The 15,104-nt window shown below is 69.1% G+C and carries 13 protein-coding genes; 10 read left to right on the top strand and 3 right to left on the bottom strand.

All coding sequences use genetic code 11. The features are described 5' to 3' along the window. Positions 1-263: 263 nt before the first annotated feature. From CRT23_RS02125 to CRT23_RS02165, 9 genes are all read left to right on the top strand, one after another. On the top strand, positions 264-1,418 hold the full coding sequence (locus tag CRT23_RS02125; protein WP_103708370.1) for a YihY/virulence factor BrkB family protein: 1,155 nt from the start codon (positions 264-266) through the stop codon (positions 1,416-1,418). Positions 1,419-1,492: 74 nt separating this feature from the next. Then, positions 1,493-1,951, top strand: coding sequence for a peptide-methionine (R)-S-oxide reductase MsrB (msrB, locus tag CRT23_RS02130; RefSeq protein ID WP_082512808.1), 459 nt, complete (start codon positions 1,493-1,495; stop codon positions 1,949-1,951). A 325-nt stretch (positions 1,952-2,276) separates the two neighbouring features. Continuing rightward, entirely contained in the window at positions 2,277-3,206 is a 930-nt protein-coding gene (locus CRT23_RS02135) for a hypothetical protein (RefSeq protein ID WP_103708371.1), read from the top strand. 354 nt (positions 3,207-3,560) lie between these two features. Next, positions 3,561-4,964: a dicarboxylate/amino acid:cation symporter gene (locus CRT23_RS02140; protein WP_103708372.1), complete on the top strand. Its 1,404-nt coding sequence runs from the start codon at positions 3,561-3,563 to the stop codon at positions 4,962-4,964. 24 nt (positions 4,965-4,988) lie between these two features. Next, a complete protein-coding gene (locus CRT23_RS02145) occupies positions 4,989-5,888 on the top strand; it encodes an ROK family protein (RefSeq protein ID WP_103708373.1) in 900 nt (299 codons plus the stop codon). Positions 5,889-5,965: 77 nt separating this feature from the next. Then, positions 5,966-6,991 carry a metalloregulator ArsR/SmtB family transcription factor gene (locus CRT23_RS02150; protein WP_103708374.1) on the top strand — a complete coding sequence of 342 codons (1,026 nt, stop codon included), beginning with the start codon at positions 5,966-5,968 and terminating at the stop codon, positions 6,989-6,991. A gap of 101 nt (positions 6,992-7,092) precedes the next feature. Next, a complete protein-coding gene (metF, locus tag CRT23_RS02155) occupies positions 7,093-8,010 on the top strand; it encodes a methylenetetrahydrofolate reductase [NAD(P)H] (RefSeq protein WP_055947538.1) in 918 nt (305 codons plus the stop codon). A 136-nt stretch (positions 8,011-8,146) separates the two neighbouring features. Continuing rightward, the gene (gene metH / locus CRT23_RS02160) at positions 8,147-11,899 is read left to right on the top strand and encodes a methionine synthase (protein WP_103708375.1); all 3,753 of its coding nucleotides are present in this window, start codon (positions 8,147-8,149) and stop codon (positions 11,897-11,899) included. 121 nt (positions 11,900-12,020) lie between these two features. Next, positions 12,021-12,500 (top strand): hypothetical protein, encoded by a 480-nt coding sequence (locus tag CRT23_RS02165; protein ID WP_245435909.1) that lies wholly within the window; start codon positions 12,021-12,023, stop codon positions 12,498-12,500. Here CRT23_RS02165 and CRT23_RS02170 read toward each other — a convergent pair. Next, positions 12,497-12,712: a hypothetical protein gene (locus tag CRT23_RS02170; protein WP_055947543.1), complete on the bottom strand. Its 216-nt coding sequence runs from the start codon at positions 12,710-12,712 to the stop codon at positions 12,497-12,499. The genes CRT23_RS02165 and CRT23_RS02170 overlap by 4 nt on opposite strands. A 231-nt stretch (positions 12,713-12,943) precedes the next feature. Here CRT23_RS02170 and CRT23_RS02175 point away from each other — a divergent pair, with 231 nt between their 5' ends. Beyond that, a complete protein-coding gene (locus CRT23_RS02175) occupies positions 12,944-13,483 on the top strand; it encodes a formaldehyde-activating enzyme (RefSeq protein WP_103708376.1) in 540 nt (179 codons plus the stop codon). A 63-nt stretch (positions 13,484-13,546) separates the two neighbouring features. Here CRT23_RS02175 and CRT23_RS02180 read toward each other — a convergent pair whose 3' ends face one another. Together CRT23_RS02180 and CRT23_RS02185 are read right to left on the bottom strand one after the other, a co-directional pair. Next, positions 13,547-14,002: a hypothetical protein gene (locus tag CRT23_RS02180; protein ID WP_245435910.1), complete on the bottom strand. Its 456-nt coding sequence runs from the start codon at positions 14,000-14,002 to the stop codon at positions 13,547-13,549. Positions 14,003-14,031: 29 nt separating this feature from the next. After that, on the bottom strand, positions 14,032-15,018 hold the full coding sequence (locus CRT23_RS02185; protein ID WP_055947549.1) for a histidine kinase dimerization/phosphoacceptor domain -containing protein: 987 nt from the start codon (positions 15,016-15,018) through the stop codon (positions 14,032-14,034). Between the last annotated feature and the right edge of the window lie 86 nt (positions 15,019-15,104).

The raw sequence follows: 15,104 nt of genomic DNA on the forward strand, positions 1-15,104 counted from the left end.
TGCATCCGGTCGAGGTGCCTGGAAGGTTCAAGGTGATGCGCTGACGCCGTCGGAGGCGGGAACAGCTCGCCCCCGGGCATGTCCGCCGGCATTTCGTCTGTGCCGAGATCAGCCAAGGAGACGATGAGCTTGCGACAACGGGCGCGATGCGGAAGCCCGGGGACGAGCGGTTGAAGCCGGAACGGTCAAGCCTGCGTCACGTTGATCTGGGGCGCCGAGACGACGAGGCGCCGAAGCGCCGTCCATCCCGTTCCGGTCCTGACATGCCATCTCCCCTGCGCCGCAGTCCCGCACCCGATGGCGAGGCGGCGAATCCCGTTCTGTGGACCCTTCTGCTCGGGACCGCGCTGATTACGCTCGCCGCTGCATCCGGGCGTGCGACCCGGCCGCGTCCCGCAGTCACGCCCGCCCCTCCCTCGACGGAGCCGGGCGCCCGCTCGCACGAGGGGGCGGCGGCGGCATACGTCGCGGCGACGCAGGTCGCGCGCGGGCGTGCCGCGGGCTCGCCCACCGAGATCACCGCCGCGGGCTGGAAGGACATCCTCTACCGGGTGTATCTCGAGTTCAATCAGGACCGGGTCCTGTCGGTGGCGGCGGGCGTGACCTTCTACTCGCTGCTCTCGCTGTTCCCGGCCATCGCCGCGCTCGTCTCCTGCTACGGCCTCGTGGCGGATGTCGGCTCGATCAACGAGCACCTCGCGAGCATGCGGGGTGTGCTGCCCTCCGGGGCCATCGAGATCATCGGCGACCAGGTCAAGCGCATCGCCGCCAAGGGCAACGGCACCCTCGGCCTGACCTTCTTCACCAGCCTTCTGCTCTCCCTGTGGAGCGCCAATGCCGCCATGAAGGCGATGTTCGACGCCCTGAACGTGGTCTACGAGGAGGAGGAGAAGCGCTCCTTTGTAATGCTGAACCTGCGCTCGCTCACCTTCACCATCGGGGCGCTGGTCTTCACCATCCTGGCCCTCACGGGCATCGTCGTTCTGCCGGTGGTGTTCAAGTTCGTCGGCCTGAGCGACACCGCCTGGCTCGTGGCCCTGCTGCGCTGGCCCGCGCTCCTGGTCGTCCTCCTCGGCGGCCTGTCCCTGCTCTACCGCTACGGTCCGAGCCGCCAGCGGCCGCGCTGGCGCTGGGTCGGCGTCGGCGGTGCGATCGCGGGCCTGCTGTGGCTCCTCGCCTCGATCCTGTTCTCCTGGTACGTCTCCAGCTTCGGCAACTACAACGAGACCTACGGTTCCCTCGGCGCCGCCATCGGTTTCATGACGTGGATCTGGATCTCCACGACGATCGTCCTCCTCGGCGGCGAGATCAACGCCGAGATGGAGCACCAGACCGCGCGCGACACCACCACCGGCCCCGAGCTGCCCATGGGGGCCCGCCGGGCGCGCATGGCCGACACCCTCGGCGCCGTCGCCTGAGGCCGGCCTCCCCACGGAGGCACCGAGCGCCTATCTAGGAGACATCTTCCCCACGTCTCAGGAGCACCGGCCCGATGTCTTCGCCTCCCACATCTTCTTCGCCTCCCACATCTTCTTCGCTGACGTCTTCGGCTGCCGCGGACGCGGTCCAGACCCGCAGCGACGCCGAATGGCGCGAGATCCTCACCCCGGACCAGTATCGGGTGCTGCGCGAGCACGGCACCGAGCGGGCCGGGACCAGCTGCCTCAACGCTGAGAAGCGCCCGGGCGTGTTCCACTGCGCCGGATGCGACGCGCCGCTCTTCGTCACCGGCACCAAGTTCGAGAGCGGGACCGGCTGGCCGAGCTTCTTCGACCCCCTTGACGACGCCGTGGAGACGACGGTCGACCGCAGCCACTGGATGACCCGCACCGAGGTGCATTGTGCCCACTGCAAGGGCCATCTCGGCCACGTCTTCGATGACGGGCCGCCGCCCACCGGACTGCGCTACTGCATGAACGGCCTCTCCCTGCGCTTCGAGCCGGAGGCCTGAGAGGCGTCGGGCCCGGGGAGCTGGGTGGGTTTCGATGGGGACGGATCGGCGGATGACGGGGAGCGACGGTGGGGATGGTCTTGATTTCGCCGTCGTTTTGCTTAGTCCGGAACGAGAATTATTTACCGATCTGTCCCGGCTACGCGGGGCGTGAACACAGATCATATCCTATGTCATCGTTCCACGTGGAGGGCCGACGGGCTCGGCGCGGGGAGCCACCTGAAAGCCGGTCTGTCCACCTCGCGTCACGGGAGGTCGGCGGCCCTGACGTCAGCGTCCGCCCGGACCTCTACCGCCGGGTCGACCGACCTCGCGGAGAATGTCGATGAGCCTCGTACGCCGGTTTCTCGTGGCCCCCTCCCTGGTCCGCCTCATCCGCAAGGAACGCGGGGGCTCCCGGATCACCGAGGGCTACTTCGCCCCCCAGGCCGGCCGTGTCTCCTACGTCCGGGTCGACGGGCAGGCCTGCCACCTCGTCCTGGTGACCGCGGCCCCGGACGGGACCTCCAGCGAAGAGCGCACCGACGTGCCGCGGGCGCACGGCGATGCCCTGATGGATGTCTGCTCGGGCAAGGCCGCCTACGACCGCACGGCGCTCGCCCTCGGTGGCGGCCGCGAGGCGCTGATCGACCGCTACGTGGCGCCGGGCGAGTTCGACCTCGTCAGCGTGACCTTCGACGGCGGCGACGAGGCCCAGGGTTTCCCGGTGCCGGCCTGGTTCGGTCCCGAGGTCACCGGCGATCCGAGCTACGACCGGCACGCGGTGGCCCTGCAGGGTGTCCCGCATCCCGGTGAGATCGGCCTGTCCAACGGCGCCCTCGACGCGGTTCTCGACCTGATCGAGCCGCGCTTCGGCTTCGGTCGCTACGGCGCTCCGAAGACCAATGGCGGCGACGGCGACGGGATGATGAAGGCGTTGCGCCGGGTCGCGGGCGGCAGCGCAGCGGCGGCACCGGCCGCCGCCGAGGCCGTACCCGTGCCCGCTCCTCCGGCCGAGGAGCCTGCTCCGGTCGAGGCGCAGGCGGCCGCCGGCCCCGAAGTGGGGGAGGCGCACGCTCAGCCGGACGCCGCGCGCGAGCCTGCCGCCGAGAGCACACCCGCCATCGACTCCCGCATCGATGACGTGATCGAGAGCCTGTCGCAGGCGCTCGGCAACCCGCAGCCGCAGCCGAAGGGGGCCGCGCGCGGCGAGGACGACATCGCGGCCGAGTTCGAGCGCTGGACCGTTCGGCCCCGTCGTACGCAGCAGACCTGAGCGAACGCGGCCGGCCGGAGAAGTTCGCCCGGTGCTCCGGGTGATCCGGGCCGGCACGGAAGCCGGCGCGGCCTGACTGGATCGAGCGGCCGGTGACGCCGGGGACGGGGCCTGCCCACCGCCACGCGCTGGCAGGCACCTGTCCCGCGGATCCGCATCCCCGCCGAGCGCCGAAGCAGGCGGCCATTCGGCGCCATTCTACGTGCTCGCTGCGGGGACCTTTTCCGGCGAAGGGCATGTAGGCGTTCGTGGTTTGTCATTGCAGCCCACCGCCTGCGATTGAGCGACGCGAATAAACTGGCTAGCGTCGGGATTAACAATCGGCGGGTTGCGCAGAGCGCAGCGGGAGGAATCATGGCCCAAGCGACGACGTATGGAACGGCACCGGCTGCGGTCCCACGTCCGGCCAAGGAGCCCTGGTACAAGGTGCTCTACATCCAGGTGCTGATCGCGATCGTGCTCGGCGTGCTTCTCGGCTGGCTGCAGCCCGAATGGGGCAAGTCGGTCAAATGGCTGGGTGACGCCTTCATCGCCCTGATCAAGATGATGATCGCGCCCATCATCTTCTGTACCATCGTGCACGGCATCGCCTCGATCGGCGACCTGAAGAAGGTCGGTCGCGTCGGGCTGAAAGCGCTCGTCTACTTCGAGGTGGTCTCCACCATCGCGCTGCTCATCGGCGTCCTCGTGGGCGAGGTGGTCAGGCCGGGCGCCGGCTTCAATGCCGATGTCACGAAGCTCGACGCCAAGGCGGTGGAGAAATACGCCAAGTTGGCCGCCGACGATTCGGTGACCGGCCACATCATGGCGCTGATCCCGAAGAGCTTCTTCGACGCCTTTGCCACCGGCGACCTGCTGCAGGTGCTGCTGATCTCGATCCTCACCGGCGTCGTCGTGACCGGTATGGGCCAGCGCGGCGAGGCCATCACCCACGCCATCGACACGGCCGGGCAAATCTTCTTCCGCATCATCGGCCTTGTGGTGAAGCTCGCCCCCATCGGCGCCTTCGGCGCCATGGCCTTCACCATCGGCCAGTACGGCATCGGCAAGGTGATCGACCTCGCCTGGCTCGTCGGCACCTTCTACGTCACCGCGTTCCTGTTCGTGATCCTGGTGCTTGGCGGCATCGCCCGGGTCGCCGGATTCTCGATCTTCAAGTTCCTCGCCTACATCAAGGACGAACTCCTGATCGTCCTCGGTACGTCGTCCTCCGAGACCGTGCTGCCGCACATGATGACGAAGATGCGCCGCCTCGGGGCGTCGGATTCGGTGGTGGGCCTCGTGATCCCGACGGGCTACTCGTTCAACCTCGACGGCACCAACATCTACATGACCCTGGCCTCGCTGTTCCTGGCTCAGGCGGTGGGGGCGGACCTGTCCTTCGGCCAGTACGCCACCATCATCCTGGTGGCGATGCTGACCTCGAAGGGCGCCTCGGGCGTTACCGGCGCGGGCTTCATCACCCTGGCGGCCACGCTCAGCGCCATTCCCAACAACCCCGTGCCGGTGGCGGCCATGACCCTGATCCTCGGCGTCGACAAGTTCATGTCGGAGTGCCGGGCCATCACCAACCTCATCGGCAACGGCGTCGCGACCGTGGTGGTCAGCCGCTGGGAGGGCGAACTCGACACGGAGAAGCTGCGTCAGGTCATGGCGCACCCGGTCTCCATCGGCACCGACATCTCCGACCACGCCCCGGAGATGGAGCCGAGCGCCACCGTCGCTGCGGCGTCCCCGATCCCCGCCGCGGCACGCTGACGGGACCCGGACCTGTTCGAAACCCTGCGCATCGGCATCGATCTCGGCGGCACCAAGATCGCCGGGATCGCCCTCGCGTCCGATGGCGCGACGCGGGCTGAGCAGCGGATCGCCACGCCGCGGGACGATTACGCCGCGACGGTGACAGCCATCGCGGGCCTGGTCGGCGACCTGGAGGCGCGAGCGGGTGTTCCCGGCACGGTGGGCATCGGCATGCCCGGTGCGATCTCGCCGCGAACCGGCCTCGTCAAGAACGCGAATTCGGTCTGGCTGAACGGCCGGCCCTTCGCGCAGGATCTCGAGCGCATCCTCGCCCGCCCGGTCCGTCTCGAGAACGATGCCAACTGCCTCGCGGTGTCCGAGGCGGTCGACGGCGCCGGCGCCGGCCTGCCCGTCGTCTGGGCCATCATCCTAGGGACGGGGGTCGGCTCGGGGATCGCGCTCCACGGCCGCGCGCTCTCGGGACGTGACCGGATCGCGGGCGAGTGGGGCCACAACCCCTTGCCATCGGCCCGCGACGACGAGCGCCCCGGTCCCGCCTGCTATTGCGGCCGGCACGGATGCCTCGAAACCTGGGTCTCCGGTCCGGCGCTGGCTGCCGACCACGCGCGCTGCACCGGCACGGCGATCCGCGGCGAGGGCGTGATCGCGGCCCTGCGGGCGGGCGACGCGGCGGCCCGGGCGACCCTCGATCGCTACCTCGATCGCCTCGGGCGCGGCATCGCCCAGGGGGTCAACCTGATCGATCCGGACGTCATCGTCATCGGCGGCGGCCTCTCGCGGGTGCCGGAGATCCTGGCGGGCCTCCCCGAACGCGTGGCGCCGCACGTCTTCTCGGATGCGTTCGACACCCCGATCCGCCCGAGCCGGCACGGCGATGCCTCCGGTGTCCGCGGTGCGGCCTGGCTCTGGAACGAGCCCTGAGACGCCCGCGCGATCCATGCCGAAGGTGACCTCCGAGGCGCTTGTCAGGGCTTTCGTTTTCACATAAAGATATCTTTATGTCTAACGCGGGACCTTCCTCAGCCACGGCCCTACCGTTCCCGGACGCCCTCGCCATCCTGCGGGCAGCGGCCGAGGAGACGCGTCTGCGCATCCTCGCACTCCTGGCCGCCGGCGAGCTCTCGGTTTCCGATCTGACCGATATCCTGGGCCAGTCGCAGCCGCGCATCTCGCGCCATCTCAAGCTGCTCGTGGAGGCTGGGCTGGTGGAGCGGCACCGCGAGGGGGCCTGGGCGTTCTTCCGCCTCGTGGAGGATCGCGCCGCCCTGGTCGAGCCGCTGGTGGCCGGGCTCGATGCCGCCCGCGCGCCGCTCTCGGAAGATTTCGCCCGCCTGGAGGCCGTGCGCGCCCAGCGGGCCGAGGCCGCCCAGGCCTTCTTCGCCCGTCTCGCTCCCAAGTGGGACCACCTGCGTTCGCTGCACGTGCCCGAGGCCACCGTCGAGGCCGCGGTGCTCGACGTGCTCGGCGACCGGCCGATCCAGAGCCTCGTCGATCTCGGCACCGGCACCGGGCGCATGCTCGGGCTTCTGGCGGGGCGCGCCGCCCGGGCGGTCGGGCTCGATTCCAACCACGCCATGCTCTCGGTGGCGCGGGCGAACCTGGAGCGCCTCGGCCTGTCGCGGGTCGATCTGCGCCAGGGCGACATTCACGCGCCGCCCTTCGGGCGCGGCGGGTTCGACCTCGTCGTCGTCCATCAGGTGCTGCACTACCTCGACGACCCGGCCCGGGCCCTGCGCGAGGCCGCGCGTCTCGTCGCCCCCGGCGGTCGCCTGCTGGTCGTGGATTTCGCCCCCCACGACCTCGAATTCCTGCGCGAGGCCCAGGCGCATCGCCGCCTCGGCTTCGCACCCGAGCAGGTGACGGGCTGGCTCAACGATGCGGGCCTGCCCAGCGTCACCACCCGGGACCTCGCCCCCACCGGCGAAGTCGAGGACCAGTTGACCGTGACGCTCTGGCTCGCCACCGATGCGGCCGAGAGGGCGGTGCCCGCGGCCGAACGGATCCCGGAGCGGGCCGTCGCCTGAGGGCGGCAGTCCGCTTCGACTCGAACCCTGCATCTGAACCCGGATCGACGCGAACCCAGATCGACGACCGTCTGAACCGACCGACATAGAGGACGACCCCGATGCCAACCGCTTCCCAACATCGCGCCAGCCGCGACAGCTATCGTCCGATCCGGGTCTCCATCGAGTTTTTCCCGCCGAAGACCGACGAGATGGAGAAGATCCTCTGGTCGTCGATCGAGCGCCTCGCGCCGCTGCAGCCGAAATTCGTCTCCGTGACTTATGGCGCCGGCGGCTCCACCCGGGAGCGGACGCACAACACCGTCGCGCGGATGATCAAGGAGACCAGCCTGCAGCCGGCTGCGCACCTCACCTGCGTCGACGCCACCCGCGAGGAGATCGACGCGGTCGTCCAATCCTACTGGGATGCGGGCGTCCGCCACATCGTAGCCCTGCGCGGCGACCCGCAGGACGGCGTCGGCACCGCCTATCGGCCCCATCCCGGTGGCTACGCCCAGACCTCCGATCTCGTGGCCGGCATCAAGCGTATCGGCGACTTCAAGGTCTCGGTCTCGGCCTATCCCGAGAAGCATCCGGAGGCCCCCACCCTCGACGCCGACATCGATGCTTTGAAGGCCAAGGTCGATGCCGGCGCCGACCAGGCGATCACGCAGTTCTTCTTCGAGAACGACATCTACCTGCGCTACGTCGACAAGGTGCGGGCCGCCGGCATCGACATCCCCATCATCCCCGGCATCCTGCCGGTGCAGAATTTCAAGCAGGCGGCGAATTTCGCCCGCCGCACCGGCGCCTCGGTACCCTACTGGCTCGCCGCCCGGTTCGAGGGCCTCGACAACGATGTCGACACCCGGCGCCTCGTGGCGGCGGCGGTGGCGGCCGAGCAGGTGCTCGACTTGGTCGACCACGGCGTCAACGACTTCCACTTCTACTCGATGAACCGCTCCGACCTCGTCTACGCCATCTGCCACGTGCTCGGCCTGCGGGCCCAGGCCCCGAAGGTCGCCGCCAAGGCGGCCTGACCGCACCACATCCCGGGGCGCGAAGGCGGCCCCGGGATCCGACACGCCTATCCTGTCGAACTTCACTGTCCGGGCCCGTCGCGGTTCCGGGTTCCGGGTGCCGCGCCGCGGTCCCGGAACGACGCGTGAGAACCCCATGACCGACCTGCGCCCCGTCGACGGAAAAGAGATCGAAGCCGCCCTGCGCCAGCGCGCGGGCGAGAAAATCCTCGTCCTCGACGGGGCGATGGGGACCGTGATCCAGCGCCTGGGCTACGGCGAGGCGGACTTTCGCGGCAACCGCTTCGGCGAGCATGCGCACGACCAGAAGGGCAACAACGACCTCCTGATCCTGACCCAGCCCGACGCGATCCGGCAGATCCACCTCGACTACTTCCTGGCCGGGGCCGACGTCTGCGAGACCAACACCTTCTCGGGCACGACGATCGCCCAGGCCGATTACGGCATGGAAACGATCATCCACGAGTTGAACGCGGAGGGCGCGCGCCTCGCCCGCGAGGCGGCCCAGCTCGCCGAGGCGCAGGACGGCCGCCGCCGCTTCGTGGCCGGCGCCATCGGCCCGACGAACCGCACCCTGTCGATCTCGCCGGACGTCAACAACCCCGGCTACCGCGCCGTGACCTTCGATCAGGTCAAGCAGGCCTACGAGGAGCAGGTGCGCGGCCTGATGGATGGCGGCGCCGAGCTCATCCTGATCGAGACCATCTTCGACACGCTGAACGCCAAGGCTGCGGTCGCTGCCGCCTGGGCGGTGTTCGAGGAGCGGGGCATGGCCCTGCCGATCATGATTTCGGGGACGATCACCGACCTGTCCGGCCGCACCCTCTCGGGCCAGACCCCGGAGGCGTTCTGGAATGCGCTCCGCCACGCCAGCCCGCTCACGATCGGGCTGAACTGCGCCCTGGGCGCCAAGGAGATGCGCGGCCACATCTCGGAGCTGTCGCGCATCGCCGACACCCTAGTCTGCGCCTACCCGAATGCCGGCCTGCCCAATGAGTTCGGCCTCTACGACGAGAGCCCCGAGGCCATGGGCAAGCTGGTGGGCGAGTTCGCCACTGCCGGCCTCGTCAACATGGTCGGCGGCTGCTGCGGCACGACGCCGGACCACATCCGCGCCATCGCGCAGGCCGTCGCGGATGTGAAGCCGCGCGCGATCCCGCAAGTGCCGCGCCTGATGCGCCTGTCGGGCCTGGAACCCTTCACGCTGACGAAGGAGATCCCCTTCGTGAACGTGGGCGAGCGCACCAACGTCACCGGCTCGGCCAAGTTCAGGAAGCTCATCACCGCTGGCGCCTACGCCGCCGCCCTCGATGTCGCCCGCGACCAGGTCGCGGCGGGGGCCAGCATCATCGACGTCAACATGGACGAGGGCCTGCTCGATTCCGAGAAGGCGATGGTGGAGTTCCTCAACCTCGTCGCCGCCGAGCCCGACATCGCCCGCGTGCCGGTGATGATCGATTCCTCGAAGTTCCACGTCATCGAAGCCGGGCTCAAGTGCGTCCAGGGCAAGGCGATCGTGAACTCCATCTCCATGAAGGAGGGCGTCGAGAAGTTCATCGCCGACGCCCGGGTGTGCCGTTCCTACGGCGCGGCCGTGGTGGTGATGGCCTTCGACGAGCAGGGCCAGGCCGACACGCTGGAGCGCAAGGTCGAGATCTGCACCAAGGCCTACCGCGTCCTGACCGAGGAGATCGGCTTCCCGCCGGAAGACATCATCTTCGATCCGAACGTCTTCGCCGTCGCCACCGGCATCGAGGAGCACAACGGCTACGGCGTCGCCTTCATCGAGGCGACCAAGACCATCCGCGAGACCCTGCCGCACGCCCACATCTCGGGCGGCATCTCGAATCTCAGCTTCGCCTTCCGGGGCAACGAGCCGGTGCGCGAGGCCATGCACGCGGTGTTCCTGTACCACGCGATCCAGGTCGGCATGGACATGGGCATCGTGAATGCCGGCCAGCTGGCGATCTACGCCGAACTGCCGGCCGAGCTGCGCGAGCTCTGCGAGGACGTCGTCCTCAACCGCCGCGAGGATTCCACCGACCGCCTGCTGGAGGCGGCCGAGCGCTTCAAGTCCGGCGGCGGCGTCCAGGCCAAGACCGCCGACCTGTCCTGGCGCGAGGCGCCCGTGGAGAAGCGCCTGGAGCACGCGCTGGTCAACGGCATCACCGAGTTCGTGGTGGCCGACACCGAGGAGGCGCGCCTGAAATCCGCGCGCCCGCTCCACGTCATCGAGGGCCCGCTGATGGCCGGCATGAACGTGGTCGGGGACCTGTTCGGCTCGGGCAAGATGTTCCTGCCGCAGGTGGTGAAGTCCGCCCGCGTGATGAAGCAGGCGGTCGCCTATCTCGAGCCCTTCATGGAGGCGGAGAAGCTCGCCAATGGCGGTGACGGCAAGCGGCAGGCCGCCGGGAAGATCCTGATGGCGACCGTGAAAGGCGACGTCCACGACATCGGTAAGAACATCGTCGGCGTCGTGCTCGCCTGCAACAACTACGAGATCATCGATCTCGGCGTGATGGTGCCGGCGGCCAAGATCCTCGATGTCGCCAAGCGCGAGAACGTCGACATCGTCGGCCTGTCCGGCCTGATCACCCCGTCGCTGGACGAGATGGTGCACGTCGCGGCCGAGATGGAGCGCGAGGGCTTCGACGTGCCGCTGCTCATTGGGGGGGCCACCACGAGCCGCGTCCACACGGCGGTGAAGATCCACCCGTCCTACAACCGCGGCCAGACTGTCTACGTCACCGATGCGAGCCGCGCCGTCGGCGTGGTCTCCAGCCTGCTCTCGAAGGAGACGCGGGAGTCGACCATCGCCAACATCCGCGCCGAGTACCGCAAGGTCTCGGACGCCCACGCCCGCTCCGAGCTCGACAAGCAGCGTCTGCCGCTGGCGAAGGCCCGCGCCAACCCGTTCCGGATCGACTGGTCGGGCTACCAGCCGAAGAAGCCGAGCTTCACCGGCGTGCGGGTCTACAGCTCCTACGAGGTCGCCGACTTGGTGCCCTACATCGACTGGACGCCGTTCCTGCAGACCTACGAGTTCAAGGGCCGCTACCCGGCGATCTTCGAGGACCCGGCGCAGGGGCCGGCGGCGAAAGCCCTCTTCGACGACGCGCAGGAGATGCTGAAGCAGATCGTCGCCGAGCGCTGGTTCAACCCGAAGGCCATCATCGGTTTCTGGCCGGCCAACAGCGTGGGCGACGACATCACGCTGTTCACCGGTGAGAGCCGGTCGGAAAAACTCGCGACCTTCTTCGGCCTGCGCCAGCAGCTGACGAAGCGCGACGGGCGCGCCAACACCTGCCTGTCCGACTTCGTCGCGCCGGCCGAGACCGGCATCGCCGATTACGTCGGCGGCTTCGTGGTCACGGCGGGCCTGGAGGAGGTGCGGATCGCCGAGCGCTTCGAGCGGGCCAACGACGATTACCGCTCGATCCTGGTCAAGGCGCTGGCCGACCGCATCGCCGAGGCCCTGGCCGAGCGCATGCACGAGCGGGTTCGCCGCGAGTTCTGGGGCTACGCCGCCGACGAGACCTTCGCGCCGGAAGACCTCGTGCGCGAGGAATATGCCGGCATCCGTCCCGCCCCCGGCTATCCCTCGCAGCCCGACCACACTGAGAAAGTCACGCTGTTCGACCTGCTCAAGGCCGAGCCGCGCATCGGTGTGAAGCTCACCGAGTCCTACGCCATGTGGCCGGGCTCCTCGGTCTCGGGCCTCTACATCGCCCACCCGGAATCGCATTACTTCGGCGTCGCCAAGGTGGAGCGCGATCAGGTCGAGGATTACGCCCTTCGCAAGGGCATGGATCTGCGGGAGGTGGAGCGCTGGCTCGGCCCGATCCTGAACTACGATCCGGCCCGCTACCTCGCCGCGGCCGCCGAGTAGGACTTCAGCGTCGCCGCGTCCCCCGGCGGGGTGGCGACGGCGCGACCGAAACCGCTGGAGTGTGGCCGGGGAAGGCTTGACCGTGGGCGTGCCTGCGCTTCAATGCCTGCCCGGCTCAACCATGGCCCGAGACCAGCTGAAGGGCGCCCCGATCGTGTACCGGCTCACCGGCTCCCTCGTCGCCACCGTTGCGTTCGGGCTCGTCGCCTCGGGCTGCACGGGCTTCGCGTACATCTCCAAGACCTATGTCAGCCTGCCGCCCCAGGTGGTCACGATCGGCTGCAAGGATCCCTACGAGGTCTACGACCAGCGCCGGGTCCGCAAGATGCTGATCGTCTCCAACGCCCTGCGGGAGACCACGGGCTGCGGCCTCGACGATGCGCTCGCCGGCGGTGATCCGGCCCTGACCCGGGTCAAGCGCTTCCGCGAGGCGGCGCGTACCTACCTGAACGAGACGGGGCGCGAGGATTGCCGGGTCCGCGGCGAGACCGTGTTCACCGATCTGCAGACCGAATTCACCTACACCTGCGCGGCGCCGATCGAGCCCCGCGACGCCAAGGTGCAGACCCTGCCGGGCCGCAGCAATCGCGTCGGCCTCTAACGCTCGCCCGAGCCGGAGGCGCGCGGAAACGTGCGCTCCATCGCGTCCCCGGAGGCCGCCAGCAGCGCCCGCGCCAGGGTACGGGCCTCCTCCCGGTCGAGGGCAAGGATCGCCGTGACGGGTGCGCCGTTCAGGCCGGGCAGGCCGATCTCGATCCGAACCCCGTCCGGTGCGGCCGCCACCGCGATGCTCCAGTCCCGTTCTCCGCTCATGGGCTTTCCGCCTCTCCGTACCCTCGACCCTCCCGGCCGCCGGCATTCCTGCACTATCACTTCTGCGCAATGGATCCTGCGCAAGTGCCTCTGCATGACCGATCCGATGGCGTGAGGCCAGGGGCCGGAAGATCCGACCGGCGATTGACGCCGTGCCGCCCCCTGGTGTTTGTGCGCCCCGACCCATCCCGGCCCCCGGGGCCCGGCGATCATTCAGGGAAGGAAGACCCCATGTCCGAGATCTGGTTCCGTACCGGCGAGGCGACCGTGCTCGCCGCCGAGGGGCAGTACACCGACGCGATGCCGGAGGTGCTGATCGGCTCCACCCGCGGCCCGGCCGGCCAGGCCTTCGCCGGCATGATGGGGCAGGTTCAGGGCCACACCCGGATGTTCGTGGTGCGCGACCTCAACCAGCTCGTGCGCCCGGCCACGATCATGACGACGAAGGTCACGATCCATACGGCCGAGTATGCCGAATTGCTCGGCGGTGTCGTCCAGGCCGCCACGGGGGACGCCATCATCGACTGCGTGATCGAGGGCGTCCTGCCCAAGGACGGGCTCGACGAGCTCTGCATGATCATCATGATCTGGCTGGACGAGCGCTGCGGATCCGACCCGAACCTCGACCGCAAGGATCTCTACCGCACCAACTACGAGGCGACGAAGCTCGCGATCGGCCGCGCCATGAAGGGCGAGCCCACCATCGACGAGCTCATCGCCAACCGGAAGACGGTGAAGCACTACGCCCTGGAAGACGTGATCGAGTACTGATTCGCTCCAGGGTGCGACGAGGCGCGGATCCGGAGGGATCCGCGCCTCCGAAAATGGAGCCTGCTAGCCCGGTGGGATCCGCCCCACCGAGCACAGGGTGCGGATCGAGCCGCTGGCGTCGGTGTAGCAGCTCGCCGACCAGCCGTTCTGCTGGATGAAGGATTTACGCCGCTCCCTGAGGGCGGTGGCGTGCGCCGCGGCGATGGCGGCCTGGACCGCGCCGGCGCTCTCGCCGACCACGATCTCGGCCGCCAGGGCGAGGTCGGCGAAGTAGGCGTCCGAGGGTGTGGGGTCGGAGGAGGCCGCTTGCACGATGGGTTCGGCCCGGCAGGTCAGGTCGAGCTTCAGGCCGCCGGGAACCCGCAGGTCGATGCTGGGGCCGGTGCGCCGGCCGACCTTTCCGCCCATGGCACTCGCGATCCGGGCGGCGAGGCCGTCGCACTCGTCGGCCCGCGCGAGGCCGGGTCCGAGCAGGCTCGCGCCGAGGAGGAGGGGGAGGAGGGCGCTGCGCAGTCGCATGATCGGGCTGTCCGGGGAGGTGAGCCCCCTCAGGGCGTGAAGGCGAGGCGGACCACCGTGCCGCCCTCGTTGCTGTAGCTGAGCTGTCCGCCGAGCTGTCCCGCAAGGCCCTGCGCGATGCGAAAGCCGAGGCTGCGCGTCGCGTCCGGGTCGAAATCCGCGGGCATGCCGCGCCCGTCATCCGAGATGACGAGCTGCAGGCGCTCCGCATCGAGCCGCTCGAGCTGGATCGTGATGGTGCCCCGCCGCCCGTCCGGGAAGGCATGCTTGAGGGCGTTGGTCACCACCTCGACCACGAGGAGCGACAGGGTGGTGAGCTGGGTGAGGTCGAACCGCAGGGGCGGCGTGTCGACGAGGCAGACGATGTTCTGCGCGCCCGTGGCATCGAGGAGGTCGGTGCAGAGTTCCCTGAGGTACTGCCCCACCGGGCGCTCGATGCTGCTCGGGTCGTACAGGCGCCGATGGATGCGCGAGATCGTCTCCAACCGCACCCGTGCCTCGTCGAGGGCGGTGAGCGCCGCGTTCGGATCGTTGCCGACCTTGCGCTTCTGCAGGGTCAGGAGGGCCGCCACGAACTGCATGTTGTTGGCGACCCGGTGCTGCAGCTCCTGGAACATCGTGCGCTGCTGCTCGTAGAGCCCCGCCGAGACCTGGCGCTCGGTGCGCAGCCGCTCGCCCGCCCGATGCATGACGTGGATCAGCGCGATATCGACCGCGACGATGAAGACGTAGAAGCCCAGGGCCAGGGCGGTCGGCCCGTCGATGATGAAGCTGCTGACGGGCGGGATGAAGAAGTACCAGGCGGCGAACCCGCTCAGGGTCGCGCAGGTGATGCCCGGTCGCAGGCCGAAGAAGAAGGTCGTGAGGATCACGGCCGGGAAGAACGTCAGGTAGGGAAAGCCCGGCGGCAGGATGTCGTCCAGGGCGAAGCGCAGGCCGAGGGCGAGGGCCGACGCCGTCAGGGCGGCTCCCTCGCCCAGCCAAGGGCGCGCGCGCAGGCGCTCGGTCGCATGCACGACCTGCCAGCCTCTCCACCAGGGGGCGTGTGTCGATGAGTGGGACAGCGTCGTGGGTCTCGTCGAGGTTTGGAATAGCTCTAGTC

It is taken from the genome of Methylobacterium sp. V23, from assembly GCF_002917135.1.
Taxonomy (GTDB): Bacteria; Pseudomonadota; Alphaproteobacteria; order Rhizobiales; family Beijerinckiaceae; genus Methylobacterium.